Origin of the sequence: Microbacterium sp. T32 (assembly GCF_001619615.1) — a bacterium.
Taxonomy (GTDB): Bacteria; Actinomycetota; Actinomycetes; order Actinomycetales; family Microbacteriaceae; genus Microbacterium.
This window is the reverse complement of sequence record NZ_LQQP01000078.1, coordinates 1-17,498: the sequence shown is the minus strand read 5'-3', so window position 1 is coordinate 17,498 and position 17,498 is coordinate 1. Positions and strand designations below refer to the sequence as shown.

The following is a 17,498-nucleotide window of genomic DNA, read 5'->3' as shown; positions in this document are numbered from 1 at the left end:
CCTTCAGTACGTCCGGATGAGGTCGGCGAGGACTCGACGACCGAACTCGAGCGCGTCGACGGGGACGCGCTCATCCACACCGTGGAACATCCCGGTGAAGTCGAGGTCGGACGGGAGTCGCAACGGCGCGAACCCGTAACCGGAGATTCCGAGGGAGGCCAGGGCCTTGTTGTCGGTGCCGCCGCCCATGAGGTACGGGATCACCGGCACGCCGGGGTCGTGGCGGGACAGCTGTCCGACCATGGCATCCACGAGGTCGCCCGCGAAGGGGACCTCCAGGCCGATGTCCTGATGGACGATCTCGACCTCGACGTCCGGCCCCACGATGCGGCGGATGTCGGCGAGCGCCGCCTCCTCGGTGCCGGGCAGCACGCGCACGTCGATGAGGGCCTCGGCGCGGTCGGGGATGACGTTGTGCTTGTACCCGGCGGTGAGCCCCGTGGGGTTCGTCGTCGTCCGCAGGGTGGAACGGAGGAATCCGGATGCCGCGCCCGCGCGCTGCGCGAGCCGGTCGGGGTCGCCCGCGTCGTCACCGGTGAGCTCGGCGAGGCCCGCGAGGAGCTGCGTCGTGGTGTCGGTCAGGCGCACGGGCCATCGCGTGCGCCCCAGCGCGGCGACCGCCTCCGCGACCGCGGTCACGGCGTTGTCGGGGTGCAGCGCGCTGCCGTGGCCGGCGCGGCCGCGGGCGACGAGCTTGATCCACAGCAGGGCCTTCTCGCCCACCTGGAGCAGGTACGCGCGGCGATCGTCGACGGCGATCGAGTAGCCGCCGACCTCGCTGATCGCCTCGGTCGCTCCCGCGAACCACTCGGGTCGGTCGCGGACGACCAGGGCCGAGCCCTCCACGCCGCCGTTCTCCTCGTCCGCGAAGAACGTCACGATGATGTCGCGCTCGGGCTGCTCGCCCGCGCGCAGGACGTCGGCCACGGCGGTGAGGATCATGGCATCCATGTCCTTCATGTCCACGGCGCCGCGGCCCCAGAGGATGCCGTCGCGGATCTCGCCCGCGAACGGGTCGACGCTCCAGTCCTCGGCGACGGCCGGGACCACGTCGAGGTGGCCGTGGAGGATGAGCGCGGGCTTGTCGCGGTCACGACCCGGGACGCGCGTCGAGAGGTTGGTGCGGCGGTCGATCGGCTCGTAGTACTCGACGTCGAGACCGAGAGCCTCGAGGTACGCACCGGCGTACTCGGCGGCCTCGCGCTCGCCGCGGGACCGGCCTCCGCCGAAGTTCGTCGTGTCGAAGCGGATGAGGTCGGCGGCCACGCGGGCGACCTCGGGCGGGTCGGCGTCGTGCTCGGACATGCGCACTACGGTACCCGGCGCGTGCGCCCTCCCCCGTCCACGCCACGGCGGCGGCACGTCGGTGCGACGGCGGGACGCGCCCGGGGTGCGGCCCCGGTTCGTGGGGTGCGCTCGAGGCGTGGTAATGTCGTTCTTCGTTGCGAAAGCGACAGACACCCAATGCGCGGGTGGCGGAATAGGTAGACGCGCTAGCTTGAGGTGCTAGTGCCCGTATAGGGCGTGGGGGTTCAAGTCCCCCCTCGCGCACAGAACGAAGAAGGCCCCGGATTCGTCCGGGGCCTTCTTCGTTTTCCATCCTTCGATACCCGTGACACCGGCGAAACGCCGCCGTGACATCGCGGCTCTAGCGTCGAGGCATCCCGGAAGGATGGATGCCACATGTACCGGTTCCACGTTCCCACCATCGACATCTCCGCCTGGGTCGTCCCGGGATCCGAAGCGGCGCGCGCCGCCGTCGTCGCCGCCGTCGATCACGCGTGCCGCACCGTCGGCTTCTTCCAGATCGTGGGACACGGGGTGCCCGACCGGACGATCGCCGACCTCGAGGACGCGCTCGACGCCTTCTTCGGGCTGAGCCTGGATGCCAAGAAGCAGTACGTGCGTCCGGCATCCGAGAACCGCGGCTACACGCCTCCGAAGAGCGAGTCGCTGAGTTACAGCCTCGGCATCGACCCGGTGACGCGCATGAACGACTTCTTCGAGGCGTTCAACGTCGGCACCTCGTGGCGGGAGTACTCCGGCTCGACGGCGACCGCGGCGGACTACGCCGAGAACACCTGGCCGGATGCCGTGCCCACCTTCCGCCGCGCGGTGCAGACGTACTTCGACGAAGCGCGCCGCGTGGCCCAGACGCTGACGCACGTCTTCGCCGCCGCCCTGCGGGTGCCCGACGACTACTTCGATGCGCTCACCGACCACTCGATCGACGTGCTCCGGATGAACAACTACGCGCTGCCCCCGGGCTCGATCGAGCTCGGCGCCGAGCTGACCGGCATGGGCGAGCACACCGACTTCGGACTCGTGACCGTGCTCTGGGCCGACCGGGTCGCGGGGCTGCAGGTGCTGGGACTGGACGGGTCGTGGAACGACGTCATGCCGGCCGAGGGCGCGCTGCTGGTGAACATCGGCGACGTGGCCGCGCGGCTCACGAACGACAAGTGGCTGTCGACGTTGCACCGGGTGAAGCCGCCCGTGATCGACGGGACGATCGAGCGCCGCCGCTCGGCGGCGTTCTTCCACGACGGCAACGCCGACGCGGTGGTCGGGGTGCTCCCCCACTTCGCGTCGCGCGAGTGGCCCGCGCTCTACGAGCCGGTGACCGTCGCGGAGCACATCGCCGCGAAGCTCGCCGGATCCCGCGCCGGACGCAAGAACGTCTCCGCGGTGCGCGAAGCCGCGCGGGTCAGCGCGAGCCGCGGCTGAGCCTCGCGCCGTGGATCGGGTTCATCGGGGCAGCGGTAGGGGGATGCCAAGGCCTCAGGCCGCGGACACCCCGAACAGCAGGCCCAGCACGTACGTCACGGCGGCCGCGCCGAAGCCGATCGCGAGCTGACGCAGACCGCGCTTGAGCGGCGAAGCGCCGGAGAGCAGGCCCACCATCGCACCGGTGGCGAGCAGCGCCACGCCCACGAGGCCGAGGGCGAGAGCCACGGCCCCGACACCGCTCATGCCGAAGATCCACGGGAGGACGGGGATGATCGCGCCGGAGGCGAAGAACAGGAAGCTGGAGATCGCCGCGCCCCACGCGCTGCCGACGACCTCGTGCGACGACTCCCCCGGTGCCGCGGCGGCGGGCGCCGTCCCGGCCTGGGCCGCCGTGACGACGTCGCGGGCTTTGGCAAGAGCCTCCTCGGCCTCCATCCCCCGGGTGCGGTACACGAGCGCGAGCTCGTTGGCATCCAGGTCGAGGTGCGGGAGGGCGGAGTCGGCGTAGTCGTTCTCCTCGGTGGCCTCGAGCAGTTCGCGCTGCGAGCGCACCGAGACGAATTCGCCCGCGCCCATGGACAGCGCGCCGGCGAGGAGTCCCGCGATGCCGCTGAACAGCACGAAGCTCGGCGCGACGCCGGTGGCGCCGACGCCCATCACGAGCGCGAGGTTCGACACGAGTCCGTCGTTGGCGCCGAACACGGCAGCGCGGAAGGTTCCGGACAGCCGTCGGCGTCCGCGGGCGGCGAGCCCACGCACGACCTCGTGGTGCACCTGCTCGTCGGCGGCCATCTGCGCGGTGGCGTACGGCTCGTCGGCGTAGGGCGAGCGCGCTTCGGCGTTCTGAGCGAGGGCGAGCACGAAGATCGAGCCGAAGCGGCGGGCCATCCAGGCCAGCAGCGTGGTGCCGAGATCGGGACGGGGAAGGCGCTGGGGCGTGTCGCCGAGGAGCGCGAGCCAGTGCTGTTCGTGGCGGCCCTCGGCCTCGGCGAGCGCGAGGAGGATGTCGCGTTCCTCGCCGGAGCGGCGGCTCGCGAGGTCGCGGTACACGCGCGCTTCGGCGCGTTCGTCGACGAGGTAGCGCGCCCAACGACGGCGGTCGCGGGCAGTGGGTGTGGCGGGGGTCGTCACGGTTCTCCTTCGGGTCTCCCCCACGTTAGGCGGGGTGTTCCCCTCCCCCGGGCGCGTCGGCCGATACTGACAGCATTTCGGGCCTCCGAAGCCCGGGAACACGCGGATGCCACGGACCCGGTGCCAGCATTTCGGACCGGCGAATCCGCGGATTTCAGGACCGCACGCGCTTGCGCAGCACCTCGATGCGCGCCTGCAGCTGCGCTACGGTGGCGTGCGAGACGGCGGGGCCGCCGCAGATGCGCCGCAGCTCGGCGTGGACGAGGCCGTGCGCCTCGCCGGTCTGCCGGGCGTAGAGCCCGACGAGGCTGTTGAGCAGCTGCCGCTGTTCCTTGAGGGTGCGGTGCAGGGGCTGCGGCAGCCCGCCCTCGTCGACGCTGGGCGGCTCCTGGCCGCTCGCCTTCTCCTTCGCCTCGCGCGAGGACCGGTGGCGCGACTGGCGCGACGCGCGGGTCATGAGCACCTCGTGCACCTGCTCGGGTTCGAGGAGCCCGGGGATGCCGAGGAACTCCTCCTCCTCGATCGTTCCGGGGACCGCGAGCTGGCCGAACTCCTGTCCGTCGAACAGGACGCGGTCGAAGTGCGCGAGCGAGCCGAGGGCCTGGTACTCGAATTCCTGCTCGAGCGCGTCGGAGGCTTTGTCCTCGCGCTCGGCGGCATCCATCATGTCTTCTTCGGCGTTCCACTGGTCATCCGCGTCGCTGTCGCGGTCGAGGGCGTGGTCGCGCTGCGCCTCCATCTCCCCGGCGAGTGCGAGGAGCTGCGGCACGTTGGGGAGGAAGACGCTCGCGGTCTCACCGCGGCGGCGGGCGCGGACGAAGCGGCCGATGGCCTGGGCGAAGAACAGCGGCGTCGAGGCGCTCGTGGCGTACACGCCGACGGCGAGGCGCGGGACGTCGACGCCCTCGGACACCATGCGGACGGCCACCATCCAGCGGCTCGTGCCCTTCGAGAACGTCTCGATGCGGCCGGACGCCTCGGCTTCGTCGGAGAGGACGACGGTGACCTTCTCGCCGCTGATGTCCTCGAGGATCGTGGCGTACGCGCGTGCGGCGGTCTGGTCGGTCGCGATGACGAGGCCGCCGGCATCCGGGACCGTCTCTCTCACCTCGGTGAGGCGTCGGTCGGCAGAGCGGAGGACCGCGGGGATCCAGTCGCCGTTGGGGTCGAGCGCGGTGCGCCACGCCTGCGACGTGATGTCCTTGGTGTTGTCCTGCCCGAGCTGGGCCTCCATCTCTTCACCGGCCTTGGTGCGCCAGCGCATCTGCCCGGCGTAGACGAGGAAGAAGACGGGACGGACGACCCCGTCGTCGAGCGCGCGCCGGTAGCCGTAGGCGTAGTCGGTGCGCGAGAGGCGGATTCCCTTGTCGTTCGGGTGGTACTCCACGAACGGGATGGGCGCGGTGTCGCTGCGGAAGGGCGTCCCCGAGAGCAGCAGACGGCGGGTGGCGCGGCCGTACGCCTCGCGGAGCGCGTCGCCCCAGCTGAGCGCGTCGCCGCCGTGGTGCACCTCGTCGAGGATCACCAGGGTTCTGGCATCCATCGTCAGGCGCTGGTGCACCTCGGCCTTCACGGCCACCTGCGCGTAGGTGACCGCGACGCCGTGGTACTGCCGCGAGGGCGTCGCGTGCCGGTTGGAGAAGTACGGATCGAGACGGATGCCGACCCGCGCCCCCGCCTCAGCCCATTGGGTCTTCAGGTGCTCGGTGGGGGCCACGACGACGATGCGGTCGACGACGCGGCGGCGCATGAGCTCGGACGCGAGGCGGAGGGCGAACGTCGTCTTACCGGCGCCCGGGGTGGCCGCGGCGAGGAAGTCGCGGGGGCCCTTGCCGACGCCGTCGGGGCCGTCGGAGCCGAAGTACTGGTCGAGCGCTTCGGCCTGCCACGCGCGCAGGCGCTGCGCGGTTCCCCATGGGGCGCGCTGCGGGAACGACGGCGAGAGGTGCTCCGCGGCGAAGCTTCCGAAGTGGTGCTCGTCGCCGGAGTCGCCGAAGGAGAGCTCGGGCGCGGTCGCGTCGGAGGTGGTGTCGGGGAGGGCCGAAGTGCGGGCTTCTTCTTCCAGCATCGAACCTCCTTCCCTCGCGAGCGCGAACATCCACGATAGGCGTTTCTCTGGGGTGCCGCGTGCGCCTGGGGAGGGTTCCACGACCCCACCTGCGATAAACGCTTCGGCTCGGTGGAAACGCTCCGGCGCGGCGTTTCTGGCGAGCCGGAGCGTTTATCGAGAAGGGGGCGGTGCGGGGCGGCAGGAGGGAGTGGGGGGATGCCAGGGCCCCTTGCCGTGCCGAGGGGCGGGGATAGCCTGGGGGCGGAGGTTTCGATGACACTCGATCCGCACTCGCCCGCCCCGTCTGCGTCCGACAACCCCGGCCCGCACCCCTGGCGCCGCTTCGTCGCCCTCGGTGATTCCTTCACCGAGGGGATCGGCGACCCGCTGCCCGACGGCGGTCACCGCGGCTGGGCGGATCGTGTCGCCGAGGTCCTGGCATCCCAGGTCGACGACTTCGCGTACGCCAACCTCGCGGTCCGCGGGAAGCTCATCGGCCAGATCGTCGCCGATCAGATCGACCCGGCGCTCGCGCTGAAGCCCGACCTCATCACCTTCTCCGCCGGGGGAAACGACGTCATCCGCCCAGGCACCGATCCCGACGCCGTCTCGCAGCAGTTCGAGGATGCCGTCGTGCGCCTCCGCAGCGACGGCGCGACGGTCGTGGTGTTCACGGGCATCGACACCGAGTTCACGCCCGTGTTCCGGGGCATCCGGGGCAAGGTCGCGATCTACAACGAGAACATCCGCTCGATCGCCGACCGCTACGACTGCATCGTCGCGAACCAGTGGGGCCTGAAAGAGGTGCAGGACATGCGCTTCTTCGACGACGACCGCCTGCACTACAACACCCTCGGCCACCACGAGGTCGCGCGGATGGTGCTGCGGGCCCTGAACGTCCCCAACGACCTGCAGCCGATGCAGCCCGAGGCCCTGCCCCCGACGACGTGGCGCGCGGCGCGCGAGAAGGACCTGGTCTGGGCGCGCGCGTATCTCGTGCCGTGGGTGCTGCGGCGTCTGCGTCACCAGTCGTCGGGCGACCACATCCTCCCGAAGCGCCCCGAGCCGCTGCCCGTGATCACCCTCGCCCCGGGACAGGATGCCACGGCCTCGCGCCACACGGAGGTCTGAGCTCAGCGCAAGGCGCGCCCCAGCTCCCACAGCGCGACCGCGCTCGCCGCGGCGACGTTGAGCGAGTCCACTCCCCCGGCCATCGGGATCGTCACGACGGTGTCGGCCGCGGCGAGCGCACCGCGGCTCAGTCCGTCGCCCTCGGCGCCCATGAGGAGGGCGACGCGTTCGTGTCCGGCCGCGGCGAAGTCGTCGAGCGTCACGGCGTCGTCGGCGAGCGCGAGGGCGGCGAGGTGCAGCCCGGCGTCCGTGAGCAGCGGTTTGGCTTCGGGCCATTCCGGTAGCCGCGTCCACGGCACTTGGAACACCGTGCCCATGCTGACGCGCACGCTGCGCCGGTAGAGCGGGTCGGCGCAGCGCGGAGTGACGAGCACCGCGTCGGCACCCAGCGCCGCGGCCGAACGGAACGCGGCACCGACGTTGGTGTGGTCGACGATGTCCTCGAGCACGACCACGAGCCGCGCGCCCGCGACGACGTCGGCGACGGGGGCCAGAACGGGACGGTGCATGGATGCCAGCAACCCCCGGTGCACGGTGTAGCCGGTGACCTGCTCGGCGACCTCCGCCGGGACGACGTAGATCTCGGCATCCTCCCCTGCCAGCGCGAGGGCGTCGTCGAGGAACTTCTCCTGCACGAGCACCGAGCGGGGACGGTGCCCGGCGCGGAGCGCGCGGTCGAGCACCTTCGACGATTCGGCGATGTACAGGCCGCCGGCGGGCTCGCTCACGCGGCGCAGCGACACGTCGGTGAGGTCGCGGTAGTCGGCGAGACGGGGGTCGTCGGCGGAGGCGATCGGGAGGACGGGCATCGTCCCACTCTGCCAGGACCGCACGGCCCGGTGCCCCGGGCGAGGGCATCCACCCACGGTCCTAGACTCGAAGCGACGGAGGTGCGCATGACGGACACGACGAGGGATGCCGAGACCCTGGCATCCATCGATCGAGCCGTCGAGGTGCTCGCCGGCCGCCGCGTGGCGGTGCTCACGGGCGCGGGGGTGTCCACCGATTCGGGGATCCCCGACTACCGCGGAAAGGGCGCGCCGACGCGGACCCCGATGACGGCGGATCAGTTCCTCGCGAACGCGGACGCGCGCCGGCGGTACTGGGTCGGCAGCCACCTCGGGTGGAAGGCGTTCGCCGCGGCCGAGCCGAACGACGGTCACCGGGCTCTCGCGGCACTCGAGAACGCCGGGATCACGAACGGCGTCATCACGCAGAACGTGGACGGTCTGCACGTCCGCGCGGGCAGTCACCGCGTGGTCGAACTCCACGGCACGATGCGTCGCGTCGGCTGCCTGCACTGCGGGCAGGTGTTCGACCGCCGCGACCTGGCGGCGCGCGTCGAGGCCGACAACCCGTGGATCACCGTGCCCGAGAACGTCGAGCTCGGTCCGGACGGCGACGTCACGCCCGCGTCGGCGGAAGGTTTCATCGTGCCGGTGTGCACGGTGTGCGGCGGCACGCTCAAGCCCGACGTGGTGTTCTTCGGCGAGTACATCCCGGTCGAGAAGTTCCGCGAGGCCGAGCAGCTGGTGCACGCCAGCGAGGCCCTCGTCGTGGCCGGCTCGTCGCTCGTCGTGAATTCCGGCATCCGCCTCGTCGAGCGCGCGCGTCGCCGGCGACTGCCGGTCGTGATCGTCAACCGCGGAGCGACGCGCGCCGATCAGCGCGCCGCGGTCAAGATCGACGCAGGCACGAGCGACGTGCTGAGCACCTTCGCCGAGCGGCTCCCCTTGCTGCGGTAAGCGCCGGACGGCTCACTGCCCGCGCTGCGGTAGCGCCCGACGGCTCACTGCCCGCGCGTGTATCCCACCGCGCCGTCCGCCAGGAACACACGGTGTGCCCCCACGATCCGGAGCCCCGTGAGACGCTCGACCGCCGCGGTCGCGGCGTCGTGCAGTTCGCCGTGCCGCTGCACGAACACCGCGTGGGCCCGCGGTCCGCTCCACGATGCAGGGAGCAGCACCGCCGGCAGGTCGGGGTCGGTGAACGGGAACCGACGGTAGTCGTCGGTGAGGTGCACGCGGCGCACGAGCGCCTCCTCGTCGGAGCTCGGCGGCTCGGCGATGTCGTGCGCGGCGGCGAAATCACGGTAGAGCCGGTCGAGACCCTCGAGGTCCCACCCGCGACCGGCGAGGGAGCGGTCGCCGTCGATGTCTCCGGTGCGGCTGAGGAAGACGTCGGACTCGATGTCGCTCTCCTCCATGACCGCGCGAGCGGATGCCATCCGGTCGCCGGGGGCGATCCAGATCGCCGGCTGCAACTGGCCGAAGCCGAGCCACGTGAGGCGCTTGCGCACCTCGTCGCGCGCGGTGCGGTCGCCGGCCCGCGTCGCGATGAGCGTCCACTGCCCGTCCCACTCGCGCGCGATGTGCCGGAAGATGCGGTCGCGTCCTTCGTCGAGGAGGGTCCACGCCCGCGGCGACAGCACGTAGGTGGTGAGGCGACCGTCGCGCCGCGTCTCGAACCAGCCCTCGGCGCGCAGGCGCGACATCACGACCCGGGTGGTCGCCGGTTCGACGCCGAACAGTTGCAGGACGTCGCTCAGACCGCGCAGGGGCGCTCCTCCGTCGCCGCAGTAGCGGAAGTAGTCCCCGAAGAGGGTGAATACGAGGGAGCGCGGGCGCATGCGAGAACGTTACCGGACCCATGTGTAACGAAGTTTTGGCGTTGCACGTGATTATGTTGCATACTCGTGACGTCCCCCCTGGGACGACGACTTCAGCAAGGAGGCTGATATGCGCATCGCTGTCCTCGGCGGCGGCCCCGGCGGGCTGCTGTTCGCCGCACTGGCGGCCCGGAACATCCCCGGCGCCCACGTCGACCTGTTCGAACGCAACCGCCCGGACGAGGCCTTCGGATTCGGCGTCGTGTTCTCGGACGCGACGCAGAACGGCGTGGATGCCGCGGACTCGGCCCTGCGTGAGACGCTCGACGCCTCCGGCGTGCGGTGGGACGCTATCGAGGTGCGCCTCAAGGGAGAGAGCCTGTCGTTCCGCGGCAACGGCATGGGCGCGGTGCTGCGCAAGGACCTGCTCGCGGCCCTCCAGGCGCGGGCGGCGGATGCCGGTGCGCACCTGCATTTCTCGGACGCCCGCGTCCTCGACGACCTGGCCGACTACGACGTGATCGTCGCCGCGGACGGCGCGAACTCCCAGACCCGTGCCGCCATCGGAGACGACACGCTGGGCGTGACCTACGACATCGCCACGGCCAAGTTCATCTGGTTCGCCACAGACGCCGTCTTCGACGGCCTCACCTTCCTCCACACGTACGACGACACTCTCCCCGGCGACGTGAGCGGCGTGTTCGCCGCCCATGCGTACCCGATCGGCGGCGGGCTCTCGACCTTCATCGTCGAGACCGACGAGGACACGTGGCGGGCCGCGGGACTCGACGGCTTCGACGCCGCCACTCCCCCCGGGCCCAGCGACGAGCACAGCCAGCGGCGCCTGGAGGAACTGTTCGCCCCGCTCATCGGGGGTGCGCAGCTCATCGGCAACAACTCGCGCTGGGGCAACTTCCGGACCATCCGCGCCCGCCGGTGGCACCACGGCAACGTCGCGCTGCTCGGCGACGCCGTGCACACCGCGCACTTCTCCGTGGGCAGCGGCACCAAGATGGCCCTCGAGGACGCGATCGCGCTCTCCGAGGCGCTCGCCGCGCACCCCGACGACACCGAGGCCGCCTTCACGGGGTACGAGGCCGTGCGCCAGCCGCAGGTGGCCCGCATCCAGGGCGCGGCCGGTCCGAGCCTGTCGTGGTGGGAGAACTTCGGCACCTACTTCCACGCCTTCGAGCCGTGGCAGTTCGGCTTCCACTTCTTCTCCCGGGCGCTGCCGGCCGCCAAGATCGCCCGCCGCGACCCCGAGGCGGTGCGGCGTGCGCTCGATCAGTGGCAGCGACGCCACGGCGCACCGCCACTCGAGTCCCCGGTGCGGGGGCCCGGGGCCCGCGTGCTCCTCGACCGCCGCGTGCTCGACCGCGACCACCTGCCGTCGGCCGTCACGGTCGCGGTGGGGAGCGGCATCCATCCCGATTCCGCGGTCCGCGACGCGCTCGCGAGCCACGCGGATGCCACGACCGTGCTGATCACCGGCGGAACCCCGCTCGAACGCCAGCTGGCCGCCGAGGCGGCCCGTCTGCGCCACGGCGTGGCAGCGATCATCGACGAGCCCGACTGCGACGAGGATCGCGCGATGACGCTCGTGCTGTCCGGCCGTGCCGACGCGGTGCTCCGATGAACACCGCGGACGGACTCACCCCCTGGCCGGCCGAGGTCGCGGAGCGCTACCGCTCGGACGGACTGTGGCGGGGCCGCGCGATCGGCGACGTCTTCGTCGAGTCCGCCTGGACCCACGCCGACCGTGTCGCCGTGGCCGACGGCGACACGACCCTCACCTATGCGGAGCTGGCCGACCGCGTCGACGCGTGCGCCGCGCGGCTCCTCGCCCTCGGGATCGCCCCCGACGACCGGATCGTCGTGCAGCTGCCGAACCACTGGACGTTCGTCGTGCTCACGCTCGGGTGCCTCCGCGCGGGGATCGTGCCGGTCATGGCGCTGCCCGCCCACCGCGAGCACGAGCTGCGGCACCTGATCGAGGCGTCCGAGGCCGTGGCGCTCGTGAGCCCCGACGCGCTGCGCGACTTCGACCACCGGAACCTGTCGTGCGCGCTGCGCGCGGAGAGTCCGACGCTCCGCCACGTGCTCATCCAGGCCGACGACGACCGCGCGCTCCCCGACGACGTCGAGCACCTCGCCCCGCTGTGCGCCCCGTCGGACGCGGCGACCCGCGGCGTCGCGCTCCCGCCCGTGGATGCCTCCTCCGTCGCCGTGTTCCTGCTCTCCGGGGGCACCACGGGACTGCCGAAGCTCATCGCGCGCACGCACGACGACTACGTCTGCAACGTGCTGCTGACCTCGGCGACCGCGGGCGTCGACGCCGACACGGTGTACCTGGCGACGCTGCCGATGGGCCACAACTTCCCGCTCGCGTGCCCCGGCATCCTGGGCACCCTGTTCGCCCGGGGCACGGTGGTGCCGCTCGGCTCCCCGCGTCCGGAGCGCGCGTTCGCGGCGATCCAGCGCTACGGCGTCACCCACACGGCCGCGGTGCCGGCCGTCGTGGCGTCGTGGCTCGACCACGGCGCCGCGGTCGGCACCGACGCACTCCACACCCTGCGCGTGCTGCAAGTGGGCGGCGCGCGGCTGGCCGACGAGCTGGCCCGGCGAGCGGTCGAGGAGCTGCCCGGAACGCTGCAGCAGGTGTTCGGCATGGCGGAGGGCCTCATCAACGTCACGCGGCTCGACGACCCCGTGGAGGCGATCGTCGCGACGCAGGGACGCCCGGTGTCGACCTCCGACGAGCTGAGGGTGGTCGACGAGGCCACCGGGACCGCCGTCCCGGACGGCACCCCCGGCGTTCTCCTCACCCGGGGGCCGTACACGCCGCGCGGCTACTATGACGCGCCCGAGGCGAACGCCCGCTCGTTCACACCCGACGGCTTCTACATCACGGGGGACATCGTGCGTCTGCGCCCCGACGGGAACCTCGTCGTCGAGGGCCGCAGCAAGGACATGATCAACCGCGGCGGCGAGAACATCTCCGCCGAGGAGGTGGAGAACCTGGTCTATCGGCTCCCCTCGGTGCGGCTCGCGGCCGCGGTGGCGATGCCGCACGCGACCCTCGGCGAGACCGTGTGCCTGTTCGCCGTGCTGCACGACGGGTACGAACTCGACCTCGCCACCGTCCGCGCGCACTTCGACGCCTCGGGGGTCGCGGCCTTCAAACGCCCCGAGCGCCTCGAGACCGTCGCCGAACTGCCGCTGACCAAAGTCGGCAAGATCGACAAGAAGGCGCTGCGCGAGCTGCTCGCGAGCGAACACGCCCGGGGCTGACGCCCGGATCGAGGAGACCCATGTTCATCGACGCCGCCGGCCTCTCCCCCGCCGATACGTACCGTCTGCTCGTCGGGTCGGTCGTCCCCCGCCCGATCGCGTGGGTCACGAGCGGGCGGGACCCGGTGAACCTGGCGCCCTTCAGCTCGTTCACGTGGGTGAGTCAGCATCCCGCGATGCTCGGATTCACCGTGAACCGCCGCGCGCACGGCCGCAAGGACACGATCCGCAACATCGAGGCGTACGGCGAGTACGTCGTCAACATCGCCGACGAGTCGATGCTCGCCTCCCTCCACGCCAGTTCGGAAGGGATGCCACCGGACGTCGGCGAAGCCGAGCACCTGGGCCTCGCGCTCGAGGACTCGCGGGTGATCGGCATACCGGGGCTCGCGGACGCGCCCGTGCGGATGGAGTGCCGCTACCACTCGACGACCGCGTTCAGCCCCACAGGGGGCGAGTTCGTGGTGGGGACCGTGGTGGCGTGGTCGATCCGCGACGACATCGTGCGCGTCGGATCGACGGGCGCCGCGAGCATCGACACCGAGCTGCTGCGCCCGATCGGACGGCTCGCCGGCCCGCGGTACACCCCGCTCGGGCGCGTGATGGAGCTGCCGCCCGTCCCGGGCGGATGAGACGCCTCGCCTGCCCGCACTACACCCCGCTCGGACGTGTGGTGGAACTGCCGCCCGTCCCGGGCGGATGAGCGGCGCCCGCGTCAGAACCAGCGCGCGATCACGGGCAGGTCGCCGCCGCCCACGACCCGCAGGCGGCGAGCGCCGCGGCCCGCGATCCAACGCGCGAGGTCGGGCGTGGCGCCCTCGACCGTCGGCCCGCCCTCGCCGTACGCGGCGACCCCGAGGTCGCGGTCGGTCGCGCGCAGCACCACCGCACCGGGCTCGCCGCGCCGCGTCCAGGCGCGGAAGACGTCGGCGATGATCTCGTCGACCATCTCGGTCGGGAAGTCGAGGAAGGAGCCGCCGTTGTCGAGGTCGACGGCGTGCACCCACACCTCTTTGGCTCGCATCCACGCCGTCTCCCGCGCGGGCACCGTGCGCCCCTGCGCGGTGACGACCGTGGCATCCCACTGCGCGTCGGTCAGGTCGCGCCACTCGACGTTCAGGTGGACCGCGGCGTGTTCGACGAGGTGCCGCAGCGCCCGTGCGGGCAGGGTCGACCCGAGGACGATCTCGTCCCACCGCTGGGTGTCGGAGGCGTACATCGGGGTCTCCACACCCGTGCGGGCCCACTCGACGAGCCGGGCGACCGCGCGCGCGTTGTAGCCCACGTGCGCCAGGAGGTGGCGTCGCGACCACCCGGGCAGGAGGCTCGGCGCGTCCATGTCGTCGTCGTCGAGTTCGCCGAGCCGCCGCGCGAAGTACGCCGTCCCCCGGCGCGCGAGGTCGAGGTGCGCGTGAGGTGCGGCCGGAGCGTCGTAGCGCGCGCCGGCGCCCTGACGCTCGCGCAGGGCCCGCTCCTCGGGGCCCAGCGTCTCGGCGTTCACGGCTCCTCCGCGACGAAGCGGTTGACGAGGGTTCCGATGCCGTCGATCGTGACCTCGACCACGCTCCCGGATGCCAGGTACTCCTGGGGTTCGCGCGCGTGTCCCACCCCGCCGGGGGTGCCGGTGAGGATGACGTCGCCGGGTCGGAGCGTCGTCACGGTCGAGATGTACCGGACGAGGTCGACCGGCCCGTGGACGAGATCGTGGATGTCGCCGTTCTGCTTGAGGACTCCGTCCACGACCGTCCGCATCCGGGCGTCGGAGGGGATCTCGTCGGCGGTGGCGAGCACGGGCCCGAGCGGCGTCGACCGCTCCCAGACCTTGCCCTGCAGCCATTCGCGCGTGCGGAACTGCCAGTCGCGCATCGAGACGTCGTTGGCGATCGTGTAGCCGGCGATGGCGGCGGCCGCCTGCCCGGCGTCCGCGCGGCGCACGGCGGTGCCGATGACGATCGCGAGCTCGCCCTCCCAGTCGATCTCGGGGCTCTCCGGGGGAAGCGGGAGATCTTCGCCCGCCGCGGCGAGGGTGTCGGGGAACTTCGCGAAGAGCACGGGGTACTCGGGCAGGTCGCGCTTCATCTCGAGGATGTGCGCGCGGTAGTTCAGACCGACGCACACGATCTTGCTCGGCGCGAGCACGACCGGCGCGAACCGCACCTCGTCGAGGGCGATCGTGGGCCCGTCGACCTCGGCGGTCGCCTCGACGTCGCCCGCGCGGAGCAGAGCGCCGACGTCCGCGTGCTCCTCGAGCACGACGACGTGGTCTCCCTCCACCCGCGCGGCGGCGGTGGACTCTCGCCAGTGGATGGTGCACAGCTTCATCGGTCGGTCTCCTCTTCGAGCTCGCGGTACAGCCCCAGGCCCTCGAAGATCGGGGTGTCGCTGAAATGGAACAGGTCCAGGCGCGTCTCGGCCTGCACCCGGAAGCGGCACCAGCTCGGCACGACGAAGATGTCGCCGTGCTCGACCGCGTGCTCGGTGTGGCCCAGCAGCACGCGTCCCGATCCCTCGAACACCTGGTAGACGTTCGATCCGACCTCCTGCCGGACGGGCGTACTCGCGCCCTCGCGGAAGCGGTGGAATTGAGCGCGGATGGTCGGCATGACGTCGCCGCCGGTCGTCGGGTTGGCGAAACGTACGGCGGCGTGGCCGGGGCCGACCGTGGCCGGCATCCCCTCCGCCTCCAGGAGCAGCTGATCGGTGAGCGCGGCGTCGGTGTGCTCCCACCGGTACGCGCCGATGGGGCTCGACACGGTCCGACGCAGCCCGGCGAGGGGAAGAAGGCCGGGGTGGGCCCAGAGGCGCTCCGAGCGAGAGAAGTTCGGTGTCGCCTCGTCGGTGACGCGTTCGGCACCGAACTCGAAGAACCCGGTGTCCATCTGGTAGGCGAAGGGGATGTCGAGGCCGTCGATCCAGGTCATGGACTGGTCGGTCTCGTTGTGGTGGCCGTGGAAGTTCCAGCCGGGCGTGAGCAGGAAGTCGCCGCGGCTCATGCGCACGGGGTCGCCGTTGACGACCGTCCAGACTCCTTCACCGGATGTCACGAAACGGAAGGCGTTCTGGGAGTGCCGGTGCTCGGGCGCGGTTTCGCGCGGCCCGAGCTGCTGGATGGCGGCCCACAGCGTCGGCGAGATGTATGCGCGCCCGCCCAGGCCGGGGTTGGCGAGGCCGATGGCGCGGCGTTCTCCCCCACGCCCCACCGGGATCAGATCGCCGGCGCGCTCTGCGAGCGGCTGCAGGGCGTTCCAGCGCCACACCCACGGCACCGCCTTGGGCTGCGGGGTCTGCGGCATCAGGTCGTCAAGTTGCGTCCAGAGCGGGATGAGATGCTGCTCCTCGAATCCCCGGTACAGGGCGCGGAGCTCCGGGCTGTCCTCGGGCTGCATCGCGTTCTCGACCGGCGTGGTCTGCGTGCTCATCGGTCCTCCTCGATCGTGGCAATCCCAGATTGCGTTACTTTCGCGCGTCTTGCAACAGAAATTCGTTACACATGATTGGATGCCGGGATCTTTGTGAAACATTCCTCTTGCGTCAGACGCAAATCTGTTACACGATGTGCCGCACGGAGCGTCCGACGCCCCGGCCCCCGAATCCCCCGGCGGGCACCCGACGCGATTCTGCAAGGAGGCAGAAGATGTCCGACATCGAACACGCGCACACCACCTCGGCCGACGGCACCCCCATCGCCTACTTCCGCCGTGGAAGCGGCCCCGCCCTCGTCGTGACCCACGGCAGCATCGCCACGAAGGAGCAGTGGCTCCCCGCGAGCGAGGCGCTCGCCGAGCACGTCACCCTCTACGTCCACGACCGTCGCGGGCGCGGCGGCAGCGGCGACACCGCGGACTACTCGCTCGACACCGAGGTCGCCGACATCGCCGCGATGATGGCGGTCGCCGGCCCCGGCGCGCACCTCCTCGGCCACTCGTTCGGCGCCCTCGCGACGCTCGCCTACGCGCGGCGACACGGCCTCTCCGGCGGCACCCTGATCGCCTACGAGCCTCCTCTGGCCGTCCAGGGACCCGTCGCGGGCGAGCGCCTGGCCGGATACCGGGAGCTCGTGGATGCCGGCGACCTCGACGGTGCGCTGGAGTACGCGCTCGTCAACTTCGTGCGCGTGCCCGCCGAGGCCATCCCGTTCATCCGCGAGACGCCCCTGTGGGGCGCCAGCGTGCCCCTGACGCCCACCTGGGTGCGCGAGCTGGGGGAAATCGACGCGCTCGGCGACGACCTCTTGGGATACGCCGAGATCCACGACCCGACCCACCTCATCGCGGGCACCGCGACGACGTCGTTCCTGTACCAGTCGGCGCACGACCTCGCCGGCATCATCCCCGGCGCCGGGATCACCGACATCGACGGCGCCGACCACTTCGCGCACCTGTCGGACCCCGCCGGCTTCGCGCGCGTGGTCGTCGACGCGCTCCAGCCCGCACGCGCGCAGAGCTGAGCCCACCCCCTTCGCCCCGGCCCCCGGCGTGCGCCCGTCCGGGCCGGGGGCCGGCCCATTCCCACCCCCCCCGCCCCTCGGCGAGCGCCCGTCCGCGCCGCGGGTCGGCC

The 17,498-nt window shown here is 71.8% G+C and carries 15 protein-coding genes and 1 tRNA gene; 8 read left to right on the top strand and 8 right to left on the bottom strand.

Annotation, left to right across the window (positions count from 1 at the left end; translation table 11 throughout):
* Positions 1-3: 3 nt before the first annotated feature.
* Entirely contained in the window at positions 4-1,305 is a 1,302-nt protein-coding gene (locus AVW09_RS16925; RefSeq protein WP_063259162.1) for a M20/M25/M40 family metallo-hydrolase, read from the bottom strand.
* Positions 1,306-1,466: 161 nt separating this feature from the next.
* Between AVW09_RS16925 and AVW09_RS16920 the strand changes: the two genes are divergently transcribed.
* Together AVW09_RS16920 and AVW09_RS16915 are read left to right on the top strand one after the other, a co-directional pair.
* Positions 1,467-1,551 (top strand) — tRNA-Leu (locus AVW09_RS16920).
* Between the two features lie 132 nt (positions 1,552-1,683).
* A complete protein-coding gene (locus tag AVW09_RS16915) occupies positions 1,684-2,727 on the top strand; it encodes an isopenicillin N synthase family dioxygenase (RefSeq protein ID WP_063259161.1) in 1,044 nt (347 codons plus the stop codon).
* 54 nt (positions 2,728-2,781) lie between these two features.
* Here the strand turns inward: AVW09_RS16915 and AVW09_RS16910 are convergent, their stop codons facing one another.
* The gene (locus AVW09_RS16910; RefSeq protein ID WP_063259160.1) at positions 2,782-3,861 is read right to left on the bottom strand and encodes a VIT1/CCC1 transporter family protein; all 1,080 of its coding nucleotides are present in this window, start codon (positions 3,859-3,861) and stop codon (positions 2,782-2,784) included.
* A 154-nt stretch (positions 3,862-4,015) separates the two neighbouring features.
* Positions 4,016-5,929 carry a DEAD/DEAH box helicase gene (locus tag AVW09_RS16905; RefSeq protein ID WP_063259159.1) on the bottom strand — a complete coding sequence of 638 codons (1,914 nt, stop codon included), beginning with the start codon at positions 5,927-5,929 and terminating at the stop codon, positions 4,016-4,018.
* A gap of 255 nt (positions 5,930-6,184) precedes the next feature.
* On the opposite strand from AVW09_RS16905, the gene AVW09_RS16900 reads away from it, so the two are divergent.
* A complete protein-coding gene (locus tag AVW09_RS16900; protein ID WP_063259158.1) occupies positions 6,185-7,042 on the top strand; it encodes an SGNH/GDSL hydrolase family protein in 858 nt (285 codons plus the stop codon).
* A 2-nt stretch (positions 7,043-7,044) separates the two neighbouring features.
* On the opposite strand, the gene AVW09_RS16895 is transcribed toward AVW09_RS16900, so the two are convergent.
* Positions 7,045-7,851, bottom strand: coding sequence for a TrmH family RNA methyltransferase (locus AVW09_RS16895; RefSeq protein WP_063259187.1), 807 nt, complete (start codon positions 7,849-7,851; stop codon positions 7,045-7,047).
* Positions 7,852-7,938: 87 nt separating this feature from the next.
* On the opposite strand from AVW09_RS16895, the gene AVW09_RS16890 reads away from it, so the two are divergent.
* Entirely contained in the window at positions 7,939-8,787 is an 849-nt protein-coding gene (locus tag AVW09_RS16890) for a Sir2 family NAD-dependent protein deacetylase (protein ID WP_063259157.1), read from the top strand.
* Positions 8,788-8,831: 44 nt separating this feature from the next.
* Here the strand turns inward: AVW09_RS16890 and AVW09_RS16885 are convergent, their stop codons facing one another.
* On the bottom strand, positions 8,832-9,671 hold the full coding sequence (locus AVW09_RS16885) for a PaaX family transcriptional regulator (RefSeq protein WP_063259156.1): 840 nt from the start codon (positions 9,669-9,671) through the stop codon (positions 8,832-8,834).
* Positions 9,672-9,780: 109 nt separating this feature from the next.
* On the opposite strand from AVW09_RS16885, the gene AVW09_RS16880 reads away from it, so the two are divergent.
* The 3 genes from AVW09_RS16880 to AVW09_RS16870 are packed head-to-tail and all read left to right on the top strand — an operon-like array spanning position 9,781 to position 13,573.
* Complete coding sequence (locus tag AVW09_RS16880) at positions 9,781-11,286, top strand: FAD-dependent monooxygenase (RefSeq protein ID WP_063259155.1); 1,506 nt, start codon at positions 9,781-9,783, stop codon at positions 11,284-11,286.
* Positions 11,283-12,941 carry a (2,3-dihydroxybenzoyl)adenylate synthase gene (locus AVW09_RS16875; protein ID WP_063259154.1) on the top strand — a complete coding sequence of 553 codons (1,659 nt, stop codon included), beginning with the start codon at positions 11,283-11,285 and terminating at the stop codon, positions 12,939-12,941. Before AVW09_RS16880 ends, AVW09_RS16875 begins: the two co-directional genes overlap by 4 nt.
* A gap of 20 nt (positions 12,942-12,961) precedes the next feature.
* Positions 12,962-13,573 carry a flavin reductase family protein gene (locus AVW09_RS16870; RefSeq protein ID WP_063259153.1) on the top strand — a complete coding sequence of 204 codons (612 nt, stop codon included), beginning with the start codon at positions 12,962-12,964 and terminating at the stop codon, positions 13,571-13,573.
* Between the two features lie 83 nt (positions 13,574-13,656).
* Here AVW09_RS16870 and AVW09_RS16865 read toward each other — a convergent pair whose 3' ends face one another.
* Genes AVW09_RS16865 through AVW09_RS16855 form a run of 3 tightly spaced genes read right to left on the bottom strand, consistent with a single transcriptional unit; the run spans position 13,657 to position 16,360 of the window.
* Positions 13,657-14,442: a maleylpyruvate isomerase family mycothiol-dependent enzyme gene (locus AVW09_RS16865; protein ID WP_197462686.1), complete on the bottom strand. Its 786-nt coding sequence runs from the start codon at positions 14,440-14,442 to the stop codon at positions 13,657-13,659.
* Positions 14,439-15,263 (bottom strand): fumarylacetoacetate hydrolase family protein, encoded by an 825-nt coding sequence (locus AVW09_RS16860; RefSeq protein WP_063259152.1) that lies wholly within the window; start codon positions 15,261-15,263, stop codon positions 14,439-14,441. The genes AVW09_RS16865 and AVW09_RS16860 overlap by 4 nt, the downstream gene beginning before the upstream one ends.
* The gene (locus AVW09_RS16855) at positions 15,260-16,360 is read right to left on the bottom strand and encodes a cupin domain-containing protein (RefSeq protein ID WP_063259151.1); all 1,101 of its coding nucleotides are present in this window, start codon (positions 16,358-16,360) and stop codon (positions 15,260-15,262) included. Before AVW09_RS16855 ends, AVW09_RS16860 begins: the two co-directional genes overlap by 4 nt.
* 215 nt (positions 16,361-16,575) lie before the next feature.
* Here AVW09_RS16855 and AVW09_RS16850 point away from each other — a divergent pair, with 215 nt between their 5' ends.
* Positions 16,576-17,388 (top strand): alpha/beta fold hydrolase, encoded by an 813-nt coding sequence (locus tag AVW09_RS16850; protein ID WP_063259150.1) that lies wholly within the window; start codon positions 16,576-16,578, stop codon positions 17,386-17,388.
* Positions 17,389-17,498: the final 110 nt, after the last annotated feature.

Bases quoted from the DNA above. Each gene is read 5' to 3' on its own strand.
- AVW09_RS16900 (WP_063259158.1), top strand. From the start codon at position 6,185: ATGACACTCGATCCGCACTCGCCCGCCCCGTCTGCGTCCGACAACCCC.
- AVW09_RS16915 (WP_063259161.1), top strand. From the start codon at position 1,684: ATGTACCGGTTCCACGTTCCCACCATCGACATCTCCGCCTGGGTCGTC.
- AVW09_RS16890 (WP_063259157.1), top strand. From the start codon at position 7,939: ATGACGGACACGACGAGGGATGCCGAGACCCTGGCATCCATCGATCGA.
- AVW09_RS16850 (WP_063259150.1), top strand. From the start codon at position 16,576: ATGTCCGACATCGAACACGCGCACACCACCTCGGCCGACGGCACCCCC.
- AVW09_RS16925 (WP_063259162.1), bottom strand. From the start codon at position 1,305: ATGTCCGAGCACGACGCCGACCCGCCCGAGGTCGCCCGCGTGGCCGCC.
- AVW09_RS16880 (WP_063259155.1), top strand. From the start codon at position 9,781: ATGCGCATCGCTGTCCTCGGCGGCGGCCCCGGCGGGCTGCTGTTCGCC.
- AVW09_RS16875 (WP_063259154.1), top strand. From the start codon at position 11,283: ATGAACACCGCGGACGGACTCACCCCCTGGCCGGCCGAGGTCGCGGAG.
- AVW09_RS16905 (WP_063259159.1), bottom strand. From the start codon at position 5,929: ATGCTGGAAGAAGAAGCCCGCACTTCGGCCCTCCCCGACACCACCTCC.
- AVW09_RS16885 (WP_063259156.1), bottom strand. From the start codon at position 9,671: ATGCGCCCGCGCTCCCTCGTATTCACCCTCTTCGGGGACTACTTCCGC.
- AVW09_RS16870 (WP_063259153.1), top strand. From the start codon at position 12,962: ATGTTCATCGACGCCGCCGGCCTCTCCCCCGCCGATACGTACCGTCTG.
- AVW09_RS16855 (WP_063259151.1), bottom strand. From the start codon at position 16,360: ATGAGCACGCAGACCACGCCGGTCGAGAACGCGATGCAGCCCGAGGAC.
- AVW09_RS16860 (WP_063259152.1), bottom strand. From the start codon at position 15,263: ATGAAGCTGTGCACCATCCACTGGCGAGAGTCCACCGCCGCCGCGCGG.
- AVW09_RS16895 (WP_063259187.1), bottom strand. From the start codon at position 7,851: ATGCCCGTCCTCCCGATCGCCTCCGCCGACGACCCCCGTCTCGCCGAC.